At 56.1% G+C, this 16,724-nt stretch carries 15 protein-coding genes; 8 read left to right on the top strand and 7 right to left on the bottom strand.

Features of this window, described 5'->3' with window-relative positions; genetic code table 11:
- Window positions 1-4 precede the first annotated feature (4 nt).
- The 3 genes from RBB63_RS09830 to RBB63_RS09820 form a co-directional block, all read right to left on the bottom strand.
- A complete protein-coding gene (locus RBB63_RS09830; RefSeq protein WP_309383648.1) occupies window positions 5-1,894 on the bottom strand; it encodes a penicillin-binding transpeptidase domain-containing protein in 1,890 nt (629 codons plus the stop codon).
- Window positions 1,895-2,011: 117 nt separating this feature from the next.
- On the bottom strand, window positions 2,012-2,341 hold the full coding sequence (locus RBB63_RS09825; RefSeq protein ID WP_309383646.1) for a hypothetical protein: 330 nt from the start codon (window positions 2,339-2,341) through the stop codon (window positions 2,012-2,014).
- On the bottom strand, window positions 2,341-3,225 hold the full coding sequence (locus RBB63_RS09820) for a hypothetical protein (protein WP_309383645.1): 885 nt from the start codon (window positions 3,223-3,225) through the stop codon (window positions 2,341-2,343). The genes RBB63_RS09825 and RBB63_RS09820 overlap by 1 nt, the downstream gene beginning before the upstream one ends.
- 208 nt (window positions 3,226-3,433) lie before the next feature.
- Between RBB63_RS09820 and RBB63_RS09815 the strand changes: the two genes are divergently transcribed.
- A complete protein-coding gene (locus RBB63_RS09815; protein ID WP_309383643.1) occupies window positions 3,434-4,675 on the top strand; it encodes an L-rhamnose isomerase in 1,242 nt (413 codons plus the stop codon).
- 8 nt (window positions 4,676-4,683) lie between these two features.
- The gene (locus RBB63_RS09810; protein WP_309383641.1) at window positions 4,684-5,568 is read left to right on the top strand and encodes a hypothetical protein; all 885 of its coding nucleotides are present in this window, start codon (window positions 4,684-4,686) and stop codon (window positions 5,566-5,568) included.
- Window positions 5,569-5,594: 26 nt separating this feature from the next.
- On the opposite strand, the gene RBB63_RS09805 is transcribed toward RBB63_RS09810, so the two are convergent.
- From RBB63_RS09805 to RBB63_RS09790, 4 genes are read right to left on the bottom strand one after another with little or no spacing between them, the layout of a single operon-like run.
- Window positions 5,595-7,154 (bottom strand): hypothetical protein, encoded by a 1,560-nt coding sequence (locus tag RBB63_RS09805; RefSeq protein ID WP_309383639.1) that lies wholly within the window; start codon window positions 7,152-7,154, stop codon window positions 5,595-5,597.
- Complete coding sequence (locus tag RBB63_RS09800; protein ID WP_309383637.1) at window positions 7,151-8,581, bottom strand: glycosyltransferase; 1,431 nt, start codon at window positions 8,579-8,581, stop codon at window positions 7,151-7,153. Before RBB63_RS09800 ends, RBB63_RS09805 begins: the two co-directional genes overlap by 4 nt.
- A 13-nt stretch (window positions 8,582-8,594) precedes the next feature.
- Window positions 8,595-9,350: a class I SAM-dependent methyltransferase gene (locus tag RBB63_RS09795; protein ID WP_309383635.1), complete on the bottom strand. Its 756-nt coding sequence runs from the start codon at window positions 9,348-9,350 to the stop codon at window positions 8,595-8,597.
- Between the two features lie 37 nt (window positions 9,351-9,387).
- Window positions 9,388-12,327 (bottom strand): FAD-binding and (Fe-S)-binding domain-containing protein, encoded by a 2,940-nt coding sequence (locus RBB63_RS09790; protein WP_309383632.1) that lies wholly within the window; start codon window positions 12,325-12,327, stop codon window positions 9,388-9,390.
- Window positions 12,328-12,590: 263 nt separating this feature from the next.
- Between RBB63_RS09790 and RBB63_RS09785 the strand changes: the two genes are divergently transcribed.
- The 6 genes from RBB63_RS09785 to RBB63_RS09760 all read left to right on the top strand — a co-directional run bounded on the left by RBB63_RS09785 (window position 12,591) and on the right by RBB63_RS09760 (window position 16,696).
- The gene (locus tag RBB63_RS09785) at window positions 12,591-13,280 is read left to right on the top strand and encodes a DUF1961 family protein (RefSeq protein ID WP_309383630.1); all 690 of its coding nucleotides are present in this window, start codon (window positions 12,591-12,593) and stop codon (window positions 13,278-13,280) included.
- On the top strand, window positions 13,277-14,344 hold the full coding sequence (locus tag RBB63_RS09780; RefSeq protein ID WP_309383628.1) for a hypothetical protein: 1,068 nt from the start codon (window positions 13,277-13,279) through the stop codon (window positions 14,342-14,344). The genes RBB63_RS09785 and RBB63_RS09780 overlap by 4 nt, the downstream gene beginning before the upstream one ends.
- A gap of 81 nt (window positions 14,345-14,425) precedes the next feature.
- Window positions 14,426-14,893 carry a flavodoxin domain-containing protein gene (locus RBB63_RS09775; RefSeq protein ID WP_309383627.1) on the top strand — a complete coding sequence of 156 codons (468 nt, stop codon included), beginning with the start codon at window positions 14,426-14,428 and terminating at the stop codon, window positions 14,891-14,893.
- Window positions 14,886-15,836, top strand: a complete 951-nt coding sequence (locus RBB63_RS09770; protein ID WP_309383625.1) for a ChuX/HutX family heme-like substrate-binding protein — start codon at window positions 14,886-14,888, stop codon at window positions 15,834-15,836. The genes RBB63_RS09775 and RBB63_RS09770 overlap by 8 nt, the downstream gene beginning before the upstream one ends.
- A gap of 6 nt (window positions 15,837-15,842) precedes the next feature.
- Window positions 15,843-16,238, top strand: a complete 396-nt coding sequence (locus RBB63_RS09765; protein ID WP_309383623.1) for a hypothetical protein — start codon at window positions 15,843-15,845, stop codon at window positions 16,236-16,238.
- Window positions 16,239-16,240: 2 nt separating this feature from the next.
- Window positions 16,241-16,696: a Fur family transcriptional regulator gene (locus tag RBB63_RS09760; RefSeq protein ID WP_309383621.1), complete on the top strand. Its 456-nt coding sequence runs from the start codon at window positions 16,241-16,243 to the stop codon at window positions 16,694-16,696.
- The last annotated feature ends 28 nt before the right edge of the window (window positions 16,697-16,724 follow it).

Raw genomic sequence — 16,724 nt, 5'->3', positions numbered from 1 at the left:
GGGGTTAGGGCTGCATGGAAAGCAACTCGTCCGCCGCGCGTTCCTTGAAATATTCCTTGAGGACGGCGCGGGCGACAGGCGCTGCGGTTGCGCCGCCCGCATAGCGGTCGCCGGAGGTAAGGCCTTCCACGATGACCGCAATGGCGATCTGCGGATTGTCCACTGGGGCGAAGCCTGCGAACCATGCGAGAGTCAGCTTGCCGGATGGTCGCTTGACCTGCGCGGTGCCAGTTTTGCCAGCAATGCGCACGCCGTCGATCATGGCGTAGCGACCAGTGCCGCGTGGGCCGACCACACGCTCCATGCCTTCGAGGATTTTAGTGTATTGGTAATCCGTCAGGCCGATTGGCTCGCCGCCGTGATCAATCTCTTCGCCGGATTGGCGCTTGATCAAAGTTAAATCGGTGCGTGTTTCCCCCCGTGCGAGGGAGGCGATGAAGGCGGCGACATGAAGCGGCGTGACGAGCAGGTCGCCCTGGCCGATGGCGACGTTGGCGGTGTCGCCCGCCCGCCAGCCAAAGTCGCGGACTCTCCAGCTCCACTCTTTGTCGGGAATGAGCATTTTTGTCTGTTGGAAGGGGAGCTCGATGTTGGTCGGCTCGTCAAAACCGAAGCGCCGGGCTTCAGCGGCGATGTTGTCAATGCCCGCGCGAATGCCCATGTCGTAGTAATAGACGTTGGAGCTCTTCTCGATGGCCATGGGCAAATCGATGTCGTAGTAAGGGCCACCGTTGTGCTCGGGGAAGAGGCGGTTGCCGACACGAAAATAGGAGCCGCCTTTTACTTGTTCGTCTGGATCGAGCGTGCCGGCGCGCATACCAGCAATGGAGGTGACCAGCTTAAAGGTTGAGCCCGGAGGGTAGAGCCCTTTGGTGGCGCGGCTGACCCAGGCGCCTTTTTCGTTGATTTCATCGACGGTTTCCTGGCTCAGGCGCGGGCTGAAGTCGTTCAGGTCATACCCCGGGCTGCTGGCCAAGACAACGATCTCGCCGGTTTCGACAAGCACTGCCGCCACGGCACCAGTGCGGTCGCCGAGCGCTTTTTCCGCCGCCAGCTGGAGGTCGATATCGAGGCTGCTTTGGATGGAATTTCCCTGTTTGGCGTTTTTCTGGGCAATGGGTTCGCCGAACTGGTATTGGAAATTATCCACGAGGTGGACTTCGCCGCCACTCTCGCCCTGAAGCACGTCGTCGAATTGTTTCTCCAGGCCGTTGATGCCTACTTCGCCTTTGTAGCTATAGGTGCGGAGATTTTCGCCGGGAAGGTCGGCTTGGGGGATTTGCCAACTACCGCGCACGTAGCCGAGTACGTGGGCTGCAGCCGAACCATGGGGGTAGTCCCGCGCAGTGTCGGTGTAGATATCGATTTTGGAGCCGAGGGGGAGCTGTTCAATCAGTCGCGCGTATTGATCGGGGGGCAAATCGCTAACGAGCTCAAAGGGCATGAGCAGGCGTTCGCCAAAGTGGCGGCGGACATCGCGTCGACTGAGCTTGTGTTGGGCGCCCAGGATTTCGTTGATTTCATCGAGGTAACGCTGGAGGACATTTTCGCGCGCTTGCCAGAGGATTTCTTCCCAGTCGAAAGTGAATTTTTCCTGTGAGCCCGACGCTTCGTGGGCGTCTTCCAGTTCACGTTTGATGCGGACGTATTCTTTGTGAAATTCGCTGCGAAGCTCTTCGAGGTAAACGACGGCTGAAAAGCGTGGGCGATTGCCAACGAGCAGCTTACCCGAGTAGTCATAGATGTTGCCGCGCGGGCCGGGCTGAATGATGCGGCGCTGGCTCTGGCGTTGCTCGCGCTCGCGGTATTCCTGGTGCATGAAGAGCTGGCGCCACGCCAAACCCGAGGCCAGCACGCTAAAAAGCAGGGCTGCGACGATATAAAAAACCCCCATTCGGGGGTTACCATGCCGGTAATGATGGACAACCTTCACGAGTTAAAACATTGAGCCTAAGGCAACTACGTGCATTCGACAACAACAAGCTCGAATTGGTTCAATTTTTACCAAACTCTACAGGTCTGTATTGATGCGCCAACTGCGCTCAATCTGGTTGTCCGGCAGTAATTTTTCTTCGATTATCAGGAAGCGTATAGGGTCGCTGCTTGGAAAATCACGAATGCCCTGCAGCTTTTGTGGTAGCTTTTCGGGGTGGAAATAGACGCTCTCGATCGCTTTGGGACTGATCAGTATAGCCGGGCCTGCTGTTTCCGGGGAGGACAGTGTCTTGCGGTTTTGCATTGGCGCGAGGTCCGTTGCGCCGGGTGGAAAATGTGGCGAGAGATGGCTTTGCCCGAAAGCCTGGACGCCGAATAGCAATATCAAGAAAGTAAATGGTCTCATTACACGCCTTTTGGTGATTCTTTATAGGCAGCGTGGAGCAACTTGGCAAGCACTCGACTGGAGCGTTCATTGTAGGCGCGGCCTTCAGCCATTTTTTCCAAAGTGGAAATGCTGGAGTCCAGCACGAAGTCGATGGTGCCATGCTCCGTCTGGACAAGGGCGTGGCCGTTTTGGGCAAATTCACTTTTCGCAGACTGCAATTTCTCAGCCACGCCAATAACCAGCATCGGGTTATCCTGAATATACGCGAGCGTGTCGTGAAAACTGTCTTTGTCGCTGGCAAAGTAATTCAGCACCCTTTTAGAGGTGATCTTGGCCGTGTAGTGCCAGGAGCTGCTGCTGTAATAGCTGAAGTAATAGTAATAGGTTCCGCTCACCTCGCCGCCTCTGCTGTTGTGGACGATTAGCGCCCCGCCAAAGAGGTCATTGATCATCTGGCGATAGCGGGCATGTGCGCGCTGCCAGTCTTCGATGCTGCGATTTCGCTTACTGTAATAGTTGTTGAACCAATGGTCGTAGGAACTGGGGATGGGAACGTAAAACGGTTCGTCCAATAGTTTGCGCAGAGACACGATCAGCTCGTCGTATGTTTTGAAATCTTCATAGACGCCCAGGCGCAGCATGACCTCGTTGTGGCCGAGGCTGCTGCGGGTGTATGCGCTGTAGATTTTAGGCTGCTCTGTCTTCATATCCTCCAAGTCAAATTTCTCCCACGGCACGACGATGGCATCGTCAGACGGGCCGATTTTGACCGTCAATCCGGCCTCGCTGGCTTTGAGCACGCCGGCAAAATCCACCTTGCGCCCATTCGCGCCCTTGAGCATGACGCCATGGGCCGCGCTTAGTAATAAACTCGCTAGGAAAATACCGAAAACGTACTTCATTTTCTTAAAAGTTAGGCGTCCAGTGATAGTTGTCCAGAGTTGAAATTTGGCTTTTTGAAATCTCCAGAATGGGAAGTGATGGAAGTTTTTGAAAGAAATTGCGCGTTTTGTGGAGTATTGCTTGCAAGATGCGGCTGATTCCTTCATCTAGTCGAGGATTGCACCGAGCTATTGGCGTGCTAAATTAATCCCGACTGACTCCCCTGATATGTTCGAACAAGTAAAGGAATCCTACGCTGAACTTGGCGTTGATGTAGAAAAAGCGCTCGAGGTCATGGCTTCGACCCCGATTTCACTCCACTGCTGGCAAGGCGACGATGTCGGCGGCTTCGAAGGAGGCGATGGCGAATTAGGCAGCGGCTTGGCTGTCACGGGTAATTACCCAGGCAAGGCGCGGACCATTGCTGAGCTTCGGCAGGACTTGGAAAAAGTGTTGGATCTTCTGCCGGGCAATCACCGGCTGAATCTGCATGCTATTTATGGCGACTTCGGCGGCCAGAAAGTCGACCGCAACGAGATTGGCGTGGAGCATTTCCAGGGCTGGATAGACTGGTGCAAGGCTCAGGGCATTGGCATGGATTTTAATCCCAGCTGCTTTTCGCATCCCAAGGCGGACGATGGGTTGACGCTCAGCTCGCCCGATGACGGCATCCGCCAGTTTTGGATCGAGCACTGTCAGGCCAGTCGAAAAATCGCTGCTGAAATGGGCAAACAACTTGGCAGCGCCTGCGTGACGAATATTTGGATTCCCGACGGCATGAAGGACCTGCCTGCCGATCGCCTGAGCTACCGCGCCCGCCTTGAGCAGAGCCTGGATACGGTCTTGGCGGAAAAACTTGATCCCGCGCATAACATTGACGCCGTCGAGTGTAAGTTGTTTGGCATTGGCTCGGAAAGCTATGTGGTGGGCTCCCATGAGTTTTACATGGGTTATGCGATGAAGAATCAGACTGCGCTCTGCCTGGACGCCGGTCATTTCCACCCCACCGAGGGCATTGCCGATAAAATATCTTCCGTCCTGCTCTACGTGCCCGAGCTGCTCCTGCACGTCTCGCGCGGCGTGCGCTGGGACAGTGATCACGTAGTCCTGTTTGACGACCAGACCCAGGCAATCATGCAGGAGCTGGTCCGCTGCGACGCATTGGCTCGCACCCACATCGGTCTCGATTTCTTCGATGCGTCCATCAACCGTATTGGCGCTTGGACAATTGGCACGCGTGCGGCGCAAAAGTGCTTGCTGCTGGCCTTGCTCGAACCACGTGAAAAGCTCCGCGCCGCTGAGCAAGCGGGCGACTTTACCACGCGCCTGATGCTTCAGGAACTCAACAAGGCGATGCCTTGGAGCGTTGTCTGGAATGAGTTCTGCGCGCGTAATGAAACGCCAACGGATTGGCAGGCCATGGCCGCCATTAAGGAATACGAGAGCGCAGTGCTCTCGTCGCGCTCATAAACCGTCGCATGCTTCCAGCAAAAGCAATTTTTTGGTCGCAGTTGGGGAATGACAAGGAACTCCGGCTGCGACTGATTTGCTTTTACCTATGCCTGAGTTGGGAGCTGTATCTCGACCAGTCTGAAGTCGCAGAGCAAGTCGAGCAATTGCTTGTTGGAGCAAATATAACTGCGTATCAAAAATGGGTGGTGGAGCTTTACCAAGAGGAGCGCACGAGCCTGGAAGATGGTCGTTCGGCATTTGCGCGGCTCAAAGGAGTGGTGCGCCGTTGCCACAACGGCAGGCAAGTGCGTGAATTTCTCTTCTCACTGTTGCCTGCGGGGAAACAGGGGGCGGCTGCGAAGCATCCCCTGATGGGCGACTTGGTTGGGCACCGTTCGGGGCCCACACATTTGTTCGGCGTGCGTCGGGCAAAAATCGCCAACCGCATTGAGCCCGGCTCGACGTTGCCGGTTGTGGAGCGTGAAGCGGAGTTTGACCGCTTCCTGAAACAAACCGGCTTTTTGGAAAGCTTCGAGCTTTACTGGCGGCAGCCACCCAAGAACCGCGATAACAAGCGCACGCGGGTCCTGGTTTTGGCTGCGGCGATTGTGGCGATGACGACGCCGCTAACTGTAGAGGAAGATATGAAGCGGGAGATTGAGCTTTTGCAGCGGCGTTGTCATTTCAGCGTGGAAACCGGAGAGGCGATTATTCGCATTTGCCATCACCTTTATCCAGAGCAATTGGATGCCGTCTGGATCGCGCAGAGTTTCATTACGGACGCCGAGTCTGCAGATCGCGACAACTACGAGGCGCTGGTTCGCTCGGCTTTGGATAATAAAGCTTTGCCCGCGAACAATCGGAAGTTGGCGGAACAGTTGCTTGACCAATTTGAGCTGGCGAGCTTTTAGAGGCCTGTCGCCAGCCTGATTGGCGCTTACTTGACCACGTAGATGCAGAGGCCGAGGCCGATCTTTTCGTCCGCAAAGATGGGTTGCACGCGGGGGTCAATGAACACGCCCGAGGTGAACACGAGTGCGCCGCTGGGCAGTTCTTTAATCGGCAGCGGGTGCCCGGATTCCAGTTTCCAGCCAGCTTGTCGCTCCGAGAACCGATGCGGATGCAGAGCAAACTTATCCAACTGCGGTTGGAAATATGGAGTCCCGTAAACCGCAAAGGCCTTGGCCGCGAGTGGGTGTTGGATCTCGTGGCTGAAATACGTTTGTTCGGGTTGCAACTGGTTTAAGGCTGCGTTGATCTTGCTCAAGACCTGTTCATGCCGCAGCAATGTGAAATGATGGAGAGCCGAATAGGCAGCCAAGGCATTGACGCCGACACCTGTCAGGGCTGCGATTGTGAGGAGCTTTGCGAGCGCTGGCCAGGTGGATGACCTGCCTGCGGGGCGAGCGCACCAGTAAAGGAAGAAGAGCGGCGCCAAGGGGAGCAGGTATTTTATTTGATAGGGGTGCTTGGCGAATAGTAAATAACTCAGACTCGCCGAGCCCATCATGCCAACGGCCAGAATGCGGGCGCGGAGTTTTCCCTTTATAATATCCATCAAACCCAGCCCAATGCATAGCACGATGATGAGTAGGGGGAAGTAACCTTGGCTGGCGTATCCTTGTCTGGCCCATGCCAAAATATCCGCCAACGGAAGCACGCCAGTCTCGCCGCTGCCGTATCGACCACTGTTGGTGAGCATCGCCATGAACCAAGCCCACTGCGCCTCACGGTCCGCTGCAAAGAGTGAACCAAGCGGGAAGTAGGTGAGGATCGCTGCGCCAAAGAACAGCGCTGGCGCCAGGTAAGCGCGTTTGTCCAGTTTTTCCCTTGTGGCCAGGAGGCAGAAGGCGAGGAAAAGCGTGAGTGGCCAAAAGGTGATCTTCAGGGTTGTCAATGCTCCCATCAACAGGCCCCAGCCAAGGCACTCCGCCCAATGCAGTCTCCCTTTTTTGCAGAACCGCATCATGGCGAGGAGAGCAGCCGGGAGGTAAAGCGTGATCAGTGCGCCTTCCGGGGTAAAGGTGGTCCAGTAAAAGGCTGTATTGGGATCGAAGATCAAAAGCCCGAGCGCTACGAGCAGTTGCCAGGGGCGCGCGGAAAAGCATCGGCTGGCCAGTAGGATGAGGAAAATCGCCGAAGCCAGAGACAGCCATCGCCAGGCATTGCGAAAGGAGTTGATGACGTCGTCGTGGAGCATGTCATCGACCTCGTTTCCTAAGGCCAGGTGCATGCCGGAGCCGACCATCTGCAAGGCAGTCCCCGGGTGATCGGTATGGCTGACCGAGCCATCGGCCAGCAGTTGCCGCGCATTCAAAATATACGTCAGCTCGGGGTCATGGAAATAACTGAAGAACGGCAGTGGCTTGGCGACAAAGAAAAAACCAAACCAAGCGCAGAGCATCCCGATTGAGAAAATGGCAATTGGCCACGGGCCCCAGCGGCTAGTGCTTTGGGTGCGCTTGGGCGCGTCGACTTTTGTCACGATGGCCATCATCGGTCAGCCCGCAGCGAATAGGCGAAAAAGTGAATGCGCCGCAGTCCAACCCAGGTCATGCGCAATAGCACCAAGCCGTGGCGGAAGCGTGAAATATTGGTGTCGCCATAAGTGCGGTCCCGGTAGCGAATGGGGATGTCCCGAATTTTCAGTCCCAGCATGGCCGAACCAAACAAGAGGTTGAAATCACCGAATGGGTCGAAGTCGCCAAGTCTTTCGCGGACCAGGGCAATCAAGTCTTCATAGTCCGACCGAAGCATCATCTTGGTGCCGCAGAGGCTGTCTTTGACCGGTTGTCCGAGCACGCGGGTCAGCGAAATCGCAAAGGCTTTGTTGCCTACCTGATTCAAATAGCGCATGGCCTGGTCTTCCATGGGGTAGACGAGGCGGCTGCCGTTGGCGAATTCCGCTGAGCCGTCGACGACTGCGCGAAAAAACTTTTCCAGGTCTTCGGGGGGGGCGGTCAGGTCGCCATCCTGAATCACGAGTACATCGCCTGTGGCGTGCTCGAAGCCCAGTCGCACGGCGTCCCACTTGCCGACTCCGGGTTGACGATGGTAACTCAGCTCCAGCGGGCCTTGGTAAGCCGCGCATTGTTTTTGAATTTCTTCCCAGGTGTCATCCTTGCTGTTGCCTTCCACAAAGATGAGTTCGGTCTTGGCGCCCAGTTGAGGAATGCGTTGCAGCGCATTGGCAATGTTGCCTGATTCGTTGCGAGCCGGGAGAATGATCGAGCACGTGGTCGATTTGGCGTTGTCGAGTGGCCGCTTAGGGCGTGCGATGAGGATGATCGTCGTCGCCAAGTGCTTGAAAAGCGGCAAGCGGACAAGCCAGCGGTTTAAAAGCGGTTCGATGAGTGGGATGTCAAACGGGCAAAGTAGCTCGCAGCGGGTTTGCACAGTCTCCCAGCCAGCCAGTTCCAAGAGATTATCCAGGTCTTGGCGGGAAAGCCAGTTGAGCGGCGCTGGTTTGCCCGTGCGTTTGGACATGGCTTTGTTGACGCCGCCATAGAGACTGTTTTTGGCCGTTAAGACCAGACGGGTGCGGGGGTGAGCCCAGGCCTGCGCTTTTTCCAGCGCGGTTTGCACATCGAGCAGGCTGCCGACCAGCAGGTCGAAGACGATGTAGTCAAAGGGTTTGTCGGGCGCATCGAGTGGTTCCAGCAGCTCGGCTTGCGAGAATTGTAGAGAAGGGTAGCGGGCCTGCCCTGACTGCACCAACTCAGGATTACAGTCGATGCCCATGCCTTCTGTGGGGGCCAGTGCGGCGAGCAAATCACCCTCTGCGCAACCCCATTCAACGACTCGCTTGCCTGGGCGGATGAAGTGCCGGAGTAGCGCGGCGCGACCCCGGTCAAAGGCGCTGCGCTTGGCTAAATGCTTCAAGGCGCAGGTCAGGAGGCTTTCCGAGGAGGTGGTGTCAGGCATAAACAATTGTGAATTATGGCTTTAGCTTCCTTAAAGCAAGAGTCATGCGCGTGCCAAGTTTGGCTTTACACGAATTTGGCAATTTATCCTCAAGGCTTGAGATCGCGGCTATCAAGGGCGTTGGCGTGGGGAGGCGCTTGGAAAAACCACCTGTCAGAAAATACGCGATAACATCGTGGTAAGCCACGGATTCCACTCTAAGCCCGATCGCTTGGAGCCGTTGGTTTGAGTGATCCTGATGTTGCGCAAAAATCGATTGCGCCATGCCCATGTTGGCAAACTCGCCATTGGCGTCGGCGGCAAACTCGAATGGCGGGCTCAGCAGCTTCGGCTTACAGGGCTCATGGTGGCAGAGTTGATAGAGAAACTTGCCCCACGGCGTTGCCGCAGGTTCGATGATGATCAGGGTTCCGTCGGCTTCAAGCGCGCGGGCGGCGGATTCAAAAAACTGAAATGGCTGCGTCAAATGATGCAGCACATCCATCGCGACGATGGTGGCCCAGGGGCCCGTTTTATCTAGCTCGTAGGCGGATACAGCGCGATCTACATATTGAGTTTTGGCAATGTCGGAGGTGACAATATCCGGCCAAAACTCTTTAATTACGCCAATGCCGGACCCGATTTCCAGCGCAGGTCCGGATTGGGCGAGCTGCCGTGCGCGGGCGTACAGTCGGCCATAAATCAAGCGCAACGCTGGAGATTGTCTCCATGTTGCGGCGCTTTGATCCAGCAGCGTAAGGTCGTAAGTATGTCGAGCCGTGTCGCTCATGCGGCATTGCCTAGACACGGCGGCGCGTGATGACAAACTAAGACTTCATCGCCGCGTGTAAGATCTCCGCCGGATGCAGGGCGGCTTTATGGGCGCCATCGTGGATCTGGTGGCGGCAGGATGTGCCCGCAGCGGCGATGATGTCGCCTTCGTCAGCAGCGCGGACGGCGGGTAGTAGCGCCAGTTCAGCCACCTTCATCGAGACTTGATAATGTTCGTGCTCATAGCCGAAAGAACCTGCCATGCCGCAGCAGCCGCTGGGTATCAGCACGACGGCGTAATTTTGGGGCAAGGTCAGTGCTTTGAGGGAAGGTTGCACGCCAACGAGCGCCTTTTGAAAACAGTGTCCATGCAAACGAACGGTGCGTGGCTCGTCGGAAAACGCGTCGTGTTGAATGCGTCCGGCTTCGAATTCGCGCACCATAAATTCCTCGAAAGTAAAGCAGTGCCTTGCGGTGTCTTGAGCACGCTTTTTTTGTTCGCCGCGAGCGAGGTCTATCGCTTCATCGCGGAAGGTCAGGATGGCCGAAGGCTCAATGCCGAGCATAGGCTTTTGTCGGGATACTTTGCCATGCAAAGTATCGGTGTTGTGGTTGATGAGTTCCTGGGCGTGGCGGACGAATCCTTTCGACAACCAAGTGCGACCACTTTCCTCGACGGGAGCCAGATCGACCTGATAGCCGAGACGCTCCAGCAGTTCGATCGCTTTGACGCCGACATGCGGGTCTCCATAATTGGTGAATTCATCGTTGAATAACCAGACTTCGCCGACCTTGCCTGCGTTGGCGTGCGGCGTGTGCTTTTTGAACCACGATTTCAACGTCTGCTTCGGCATGAGCGGGATCGAGCGATCCGGATGAAAGCCGACCATGAAGTTGATCGCCTTGCGGATGTTTTCGTTGCCGAACATCGTGTTCCACGCCCACGGCGCCCATCGCGCAAGCTTCTGGCTCTGCACGTACTTCGCGATCATTTTGGAGCGCTGCGGCGCGCCGTGGATGTCGTAATAATGCTGCATGAACTCGGCCTTGAGCTTGGCCATGTCCACATTGGAAGGGCATTCAGATTTGCAACCTTTGCAGGAAAGGCAGAGGTCGAGCACTTCCTTGGCGTCCTTGCTCCCAAAGGCGGCGCGTGCGTTTTGCGGCCCCTCGGTGATCGTCTGTCGCAAAATGTTGGCGCGCGCGCGAGTAGTGTCTTTCTCATGCTTGGTGGCCATGTAGCTTGGGCACATCGTGCCGCCAGCTTGAACGCTTTTCCGGCAATCGCCAGAGCCGTTGCATTGCTCGGCGGCATGCAGGAAGCCATGCACATCTTCGAAGTCAAAAATCGTTTCGTATTCCGGGTAGGGCTTGTCTGGGCCGTAGCGGAGCGCGGTGTCCATGGGCGGCGTATCCACGATCTTGCCGGGGTTAAAGATATTCAGTGGATCAAAGGCCGCTTTGATGCGCTTCATCATCGCATAGCATTCCTCGCCGACCATGAGGGGGATGAATTCACCACGCAGGCGACCGTCGCCGTGCTCGCCGCTGAGTGAGCCGTTGTATTTGCGGACAAGATTCGCAATGTCTTCGGCAACGCCGCGGAATTTCCGCATGCCATCCGCCGTCTTCAGGTTGAACATTGGCCGCGTGTGCAATTCCCCCGAGCCAGCGTGCGCGTAATAAACGCAGTCGATGCCGTGCTTTTCGCGCATGATTTCATCGAACTCACCGATGTAGGCGGGGAGGTCACGCACGTCGACGGCGGTGTCTTCCACGACTTCGCGAGGCTTTTCGTCGCCGGGGATGTTGCTCATGAGCCCTTGGCCGGCGCGGCGGAGTTCCCAGACTTTGCCCTGATCGGCGCCGCGAAGCACTGGATAAGCGTAGCCGAGTTTCGCGAACTTCATGTTGTTAATTAAATGAGTGAGCGCGATGTCGATTTCGTCTTCGGTTTCACGACGGATATCGACCACGAGAATCGCACCAGGATCGCCTTCTACAAAGAATCGGTTTTGCAGTTGCTCGCGGTTGCGCTTGGTGGCCTCAAGGATATTGCGGTCGATGAGCTCTACCGCAAACGGCTTCTCCGCGAGCGCGAGACTGACCGAATTCAACGACTCAAGCACGGTCTCAAAATGACCCACCATCAATGCGCTGCATGGCGGGGGGAGGGGATTGCAATCCAGCTCAAATTCAACGCCGATAAATAGGGTGCCTTCACTGCCCGCAATGAGCTGGCAGAGGTTGAACGGCTTGTTGGAATCCGGGCTGAAGACATTGGCGTCCATCAGCATGTCCAGCGCATAGCCGGTGTTGCGACGGGGGATGGAGGACTTGGGGAAGCGCTCGGTGATGGTGGCGCGATTACCGTCATCTCCCAGCAGATCACGGCATTCACGATAGATCGATGCTTCGAGCGAGTCGCCTTCACATTTGGCGGAAAACTCATCCGGCGTCAGGGCTTTGAAAGACACCTCGCTCCCGTCGCTCAGAAACCCCCGGCAGGAGATGAGGTGCTCGCGCGCACTACCGTAAACGACTGAGTTTGAGCCGCAGGAATTGTTCCCCACCATGCCGCCGATCATGGCGCGATTGGCGGTGGAGGTCTCCGGGCCAAAGAGCATGCCATGGCCGTGGATGGCTTGATTAAGCTCATTGCGGACGACGCCAGGTTGCACAATGACACGGCGGTTGGGGCCGTCGATGCGCTTGATTGTGTTCAGTCTGCTCAGGTCGACCACAATGCCATTGCCGACCACTTGCCCGGCGAGTGAGGTGCCCGCCGTTCGCGGGATCAGAGAGAGGCCGTTTTTACGGGCAAAATTGATCAAGGCTGGAATGTCGCTTTCGGCTTCGGGAAAGGCCACTGCAGTGGGCATTTCCTGATATTCCGAGGCATCAGTGGAGTAGAGGCGGCGCATCAGTTCGCCGGTGTGCAGCTCGCCTTGCAGCTTAGCCTTCAGCGAACTGAAATTGATCGAGTGGGGGGGCATGAGTTTGATTAGCGTTTTGATTTACGTTGTGGATTTAAAATTAATGTAACTGATGGATTGAGGCCAATCCTAAAAGTCACCCGATTGCATGATCGATCAGGGGCGCTGGTCATTCAGTTCTGGGGATATCGTTTGGAGATTACGCCCAACATCCGGCGAAATGCAGGTTGCCTGGAGCTATTTTTGAGTTCCGTGAACTGTCCTTTGGGGCTTAATCATTTGTATGATTGACACATTGGCAACACAATCCAAGATGCTGATGCATGTTCCCTGAAGAATTGCTTGGTGAGCGCCTTTACGCCAATCCCCTGTCGAGCGCTCGTGACCTGAACGGCTTTATCGCCGAAGGTGACGCCGGTTTTAGCTTTCCCCTCGGCCGATGGCGGCTTGAGGGAACACGTGATCCGGGGCAGGGGCAGGCGGCCAATGTGGTGGTTTGGTGTCCGGTCGATTTCCCCGACCATGTGCACATCAGCTGGAACTACCGCGCGATTCAGGACCCAGGGCTTAGTATCTTGTTTTTTTCGGCGAAAGGTCGGAATGGCGAGGACGTTCTCGACCCTGCGCTCGCACCGCGCAACGGACCTTACAATCAATACCACTCCGGCGACATCAATGCGCTGCATGTGAGTTATTTTCGTCGGAAGCATCTGGATGAGCGAGCCTTCACAACTTGTAACTTGCGCAAGAGCCATGGCTTCCACCTCGTCGCCCAAGGCGCGGACCCGATCCCCAGCATAGCAGATCAAAAAGAAGCCTATCGTATCTGGCTGATCAAGTCCGGCTCGCATGTGCGCTTTGGCGTGGATGATCTGGAATGCTTTCGCTGGACCGACCCGGGAGGCGCTTTTGGCCCTGTATTGGGGGGCGGGAAGATCGGCTTTCGGCAAATGACGCCCTTAATTGCAGAATACTGGGACCTGCAGGTCCATCAACTGAAAGAACCCCTATGATTACTTCCCCATTACAAAGTCGCGTGGTTGCTGCCGCGCCCGCCATCCACACTTACTTCGATGTCGTGCCTGAGAGTCCCGATGGCAAACGCTTGGTTTATTTTCGCTTCGACGGCAAGCCGCTGACCTGGGGGACGGTGGTCATCCAAGAGCGCGCAACGGGCCGCGAAGTCGAAGTCACACATTGTCCCGGCATTCCGCACAGTGGAGCGAAGCAGGGTTGGTTGGACAATGACCACATTTATTTCTCTTCCGACAGCCAAATTTACATCGCCACGGCGGAAGGGCAGATCACCCAGAAATTTGCCGGCTCGATTAACACCTTTTGCCCGACGACTCGTCGTGGGCTGGCTTCGAGTTCCAATTGGCACGGCGCTGGCCGTCCACCGAAGGAATGCGCGATCTATCGGATCGATATTGAGGATGAGTCGCTTCATGAGCTGCTTGATCGGGATCAAGCCTGGGAGGTCGTCGCTGCGCAAATGGATCTAACCGGGGTTCGTCGCGATTTGCTTCATTTTAAGAACAGTAAATGGGCGCCGGGCGGGAAGCGTTGGTTCACGGTTTTCACCAACGAAAAGGACCTGCCGGAGCACCCGGATCAACCTCGCGTCAAAGTGCTGATTGCCGCCGATGACCAGGGTGGAAATGTTAAGCTCATCGGTGAGTTTGGCCACCACCCGAAATGGATGCCGGATGGCAGCGCTATCTACGCTTTTTCAGGCGGAAATGGCGCTATTGCGATTTGGGATGCCGATACTGGCGAATCACGTTTGCTTTGCCGCATGCCGGACGAGGGGCACCCCAGCGTGCATCCGGATGGAAAGAGCATCTTGTCTGATGGTTACGAAAACGGAGAAGTGGCGGTTTATTGGCAGGATTTGCGAACGGGCGAAACCCAGGAGCTATCGCGTGCGCCGCATCCGGAAGTGGACTGGCAAAAGCAGCACCCGCCTTACCAGGTTTGTCACGCGCATCCAGTTTGGTCGCATGACGGCCAGCGCATCTATTTCAACGCCACAGTTGGGGAGTTTCCTGAGCTGCGAATGATCGAGGTCGGTTAAAATCTGCCGGAAAATGGAAAAAGTAGCGATGCGAGCTTGACTTCTTTCCGGAAAATGAGACTCAGTCTAATTATAGCGAATATGAGTCTCAAGGAAAACACTACTCACATCATTTACGGGACGGTTACTGGCAACGCCCAGGATTTGGCCGAACGTTTTTCTGATGAATGTGACGCCAAAGGCGTCAAGCACACCCTGAACGCCGCGGAAGATTGGGATCTTTCGCGTTTTGCCGACGCCCAGCGCGTGGTTTTGATCTTCTCCACTTGGGGAGACGGCGAGCCGCCCGACGACGCGATCGACTTCTGCGAAGCGCTGTATGATCAAAAGGTGCCGGTAAGCCACTTGGAATACTACGTTGTCGCCTTGGGTGACAGCGCTTACGACGATTTCTGCGGCTGTGGTCGACGTTTGGACGAAGCCTTGCAAAAGGGCGGCGCCAAGCCGTTGGCGGAGCGCGTGGAATTGGACGTCGATTTCGACGAAGGCTTTGACGCCTGGATGGGACGCTTTTTTGAGGCAAACCTGGCGATCCAGCAAGATGCATAAGAACGACCCACACTCGGCTGACTCAAAGGAAGCCATGCCCAAGCACGCTGGCGGTTCACCCTGCCAAAGTGAGTTGGTGCATGTATGCGAGCTCTACTGTGCGCCGGAAGGCATTCTGGAATCGGCGTCGCGTGTGGAGCCGGTGTTGTGTTTTGCTCGCAACCGACATTGCATTTTGGGTTATTCGGGTTCACTGCCGGTCCTTCAGCCCCAGCGGGGAATGTTGCGGGGGGCTTCGAGTGAAGCGTCACTGGTTTTGCACCATGACCGTTGGCAGTATGCGTTTGCCACCCACGAGCAGGCCTGTGATTGCGGTACGCTGATGGGGGTGGAATTTTTTGACGAACACCGCAACGCCATCTTCCGGGTGGCGCTGACGCCAGATTCAGACCGCCTCGCCATGCGTGATTTGACGCAAACTTATCACTTGCGCTGTCTGTCACCCGATGAGTTTGGCGCCTATAGCCGCCTGGCGGAGCTTCAGCCCATAGAGCGCGCTGGTCATGCTGCGCCGGCTGATGCGTTGGTTGCCGCTGATGCTTGGTGCGCCCCGTTTTTCGCAGGCAATGGGTGCCCGGTGGACTACGAGATGGGCTTTGGCGGAGACGATTATCTGGTGTCCGCAGTTTTTGCGGAAGTGATTGAAGAAAAACAAGATGTAATGCTGAGCGTTGTTGGCGGCTTCGGACATATTTGCACACCTCTGCGGCCTCATGCGATGGAGCGCATCCGTGATGGTTGGATCTTTGTGGGAGGCGAGGGCCGGGCGATGCGCTTGAACACCCGTTCGATCGCCCACTACTGGATCGGTTTGTACCGAGACCAGGAGCAGGAATTTAGCTACTTTGAAGCCGTTGATGTTTTCGGTGATCTCATTTTCAGGCTGACTTCACAGAATGCTCAAAGCTACCGCTATTGGCAGGCTTTGGCGCGGTCTTACTGAACCCATATGAGCTTGAATCAGCAGATGCCCATTTTGCCCGAGGAGGTGGTTCGCCCCCTCTGTCAGCCATTTTACAAGGCGGCGGACAGTCTGCTGGACTTGTATGGGATGACGCAGAGCCCGTCGTCGCCTGGCCAGTGCGTGCAGTGCTTTTTTAAATTGCTCCAGGCGTCAGATTCTCGCACTCAACCGGCGTTGGAACCGCTTAAATCTTGGATCGAGGACCATATTGAAATTTCGATCCAAGCTGGCGATGCGCCCTCGGGATGTTTTCCGGTGACGCTCGATCAGCCGGACCTTGAACAATTATGTCACCGCGCTATCGAGCGCGTCCGGATGGACACCATGTCGCATCGCCGCCCAATTGAACTCGTCTTCCGCTTTAAAGCCACCGCCGCTTGACCATGTCCGAAAACGCCCATTCGGAACCATCTGACCGCTTAGACGAATGGGAAATCCTGCTGAAGCAAGCAGGCCACCGGATTACCGCGCCTCGTCGTGTTATTCTTCAGAGTGTGCTGGAGCAGTCAAAGCCCTTCAATGCTGAGCAGCTCCTGGCTAGCGCGCGTCGTGTGGATGAACTCGTTTCGTTGGCCACGGTTTACCGCACCATCAAAGTGCTTGAGGAGTGCGATCTGGTGCGCGAAATCGACGGCGCTGGCGACAAGCAGTTCTACGAAATTGGTTCCGGGGTGGACACCCAAGCCTATCTGGTCTGTGATGAGTGCGGCAAGACCACGCCTCTCCACGACGCGTGTCTCATTTTGCGCGAGCGTTTTTTGATCAAGCAGATGGGCTACACTGTCAAACAGGTGAACCTGAAAGTGCGGGTCGTCTGCGACGAGCACAACGCTTCTTAAACTCATAAGCAACTTCTCTGGATTCCGC

It is taken from the genome of Cerasicoccus frondis, from assembly GCA_031296915.1.
GTDB lineage: Bacteria > Verrucomicrobiota > Verrucomicrobiia > Opitutales > Cerasicoccaceae > Cerasicoccus > Cerasicoccus frondis.
The sequence above is the reverse complement of the archived record's forward strand: the minus strand, read 5'-3'. Positions and strand labels throughout refer to the sequence as shown.

What these genes read in the sequence shown, in the direction of transcription:
- RBB63_RS09775 (WP_309383627.1), top strand. Translation starts at nt 14,426, where the DNA reads ATGAGTCTCAAGGAAAACACTACTCACATCATTTACGGGACGGTTACT.
- RBB63_RS09780 (WP_309383628.1), top strand. Translation starts at nt 13,277, where the DNA reads ATGATTACTTCCCCATTACAAAGTCGCGTGGTTGCTGCCGCGCCCGCC.
- RBB63_RS09825 (WP_309383646.1), bottom strand. Translation starts at nt 2,341, where the DNA reads ATGAGACCATTTACTTTCTTGATATTGCTATTCGGCGTCCAGGCTTTC.
- RBB63_RS09790 (WP_309383632.1), bottom strand. Translation starts at nt 12,327, where the DNA reads ATGCCCCCCCACTCGATCAATTTCAGTTCGCTGAAGGCTAAGCTGCAA.
- RBB63_RS09770 (WP_309383625.1), top strand. Translation starts at nt 14,886, where the DNA reads ATGCATAAGAACGACCCACACTCGGCTGACTCAAAGGAAGCCATGCCC.
- RBB63_RS09765 (WP_309383623.1), top strand. Translation starts at nt 15,843, where the DNA reads ATGAGCTTGAATCAGCAGATGCCCATTTTGCCCGAGGAGGTGGTTCGC.
- RBB63_RS09830 (WP_309383648.1), bottom strand. Translation starts at nt 1,894, where the DNA reads ATGGGGGTTTTTTATATCGTCGCAGCCCTGCTTTTTAGCGTGCTGGCC.
- RBB63_RS09805 (WP_309383639.1), bottom strand. Translation starts at nt 7,154, where the DNA reads ATGATGGCCATCGTGACAAAAGTCGACGCGCCCAAGCGCACCCAAAGC.
- RBB63_RS09760 (WP_309383621.1), top strand. Translation starts at nt 16,241, where the DNA reads ATGTCCGAAAACGCCCATTCGGAACCATCTGACCGCTTAGACGAATGG.
- RBB63_RS09820 (WP_309383645.1), bottom strand. Translation starts at nt 3,225, where the DNA reads ATGAAGTACGTTTTCGGTATTTTCCTAGCGAGTTTATTACTAAGCGCG.
- RBB63_RS09800 (WP_309383637.1), bottom strand. Translation starts at nt 8,581, where the DNA reads ATGCCTGACACCACCTCCTCGGAAAGCCTCCTGACCTGCGCCTTGAAG.
- RBB63_RS09785 (WP_309383630.1), top strand. Translation starts at nt 12,591, where the DNA reads ATGTTCCCTGAAGAATTGCTTGGTGAGCGCCTTTACGCCAATCCCCTG.
- RBB63_RS09810 (WP_309383641.1), top strand. Translation starts at nt 4,684, where the DNA reads ATGCTTCCAGCAAAAGCAATTTTTTGGTCGCAGTTGGGGAATGACAAG.
- RBB63_RS09815 (WP_309383643.1), top strand. Translation starts at nt 3,434, where the DNA reads ATGTTCGAACAAGTAAAGGAATCCTACGCTGAACTTGGCGTTGATGTA.
- RBB63_RS09795 (WP_309383635.1), bottom strand. Translation starts at nt 9,350, where the DNA reads ATGAGCGACACGGCTCGACATACTTACGACCTTACGCTGCTGGATCAA.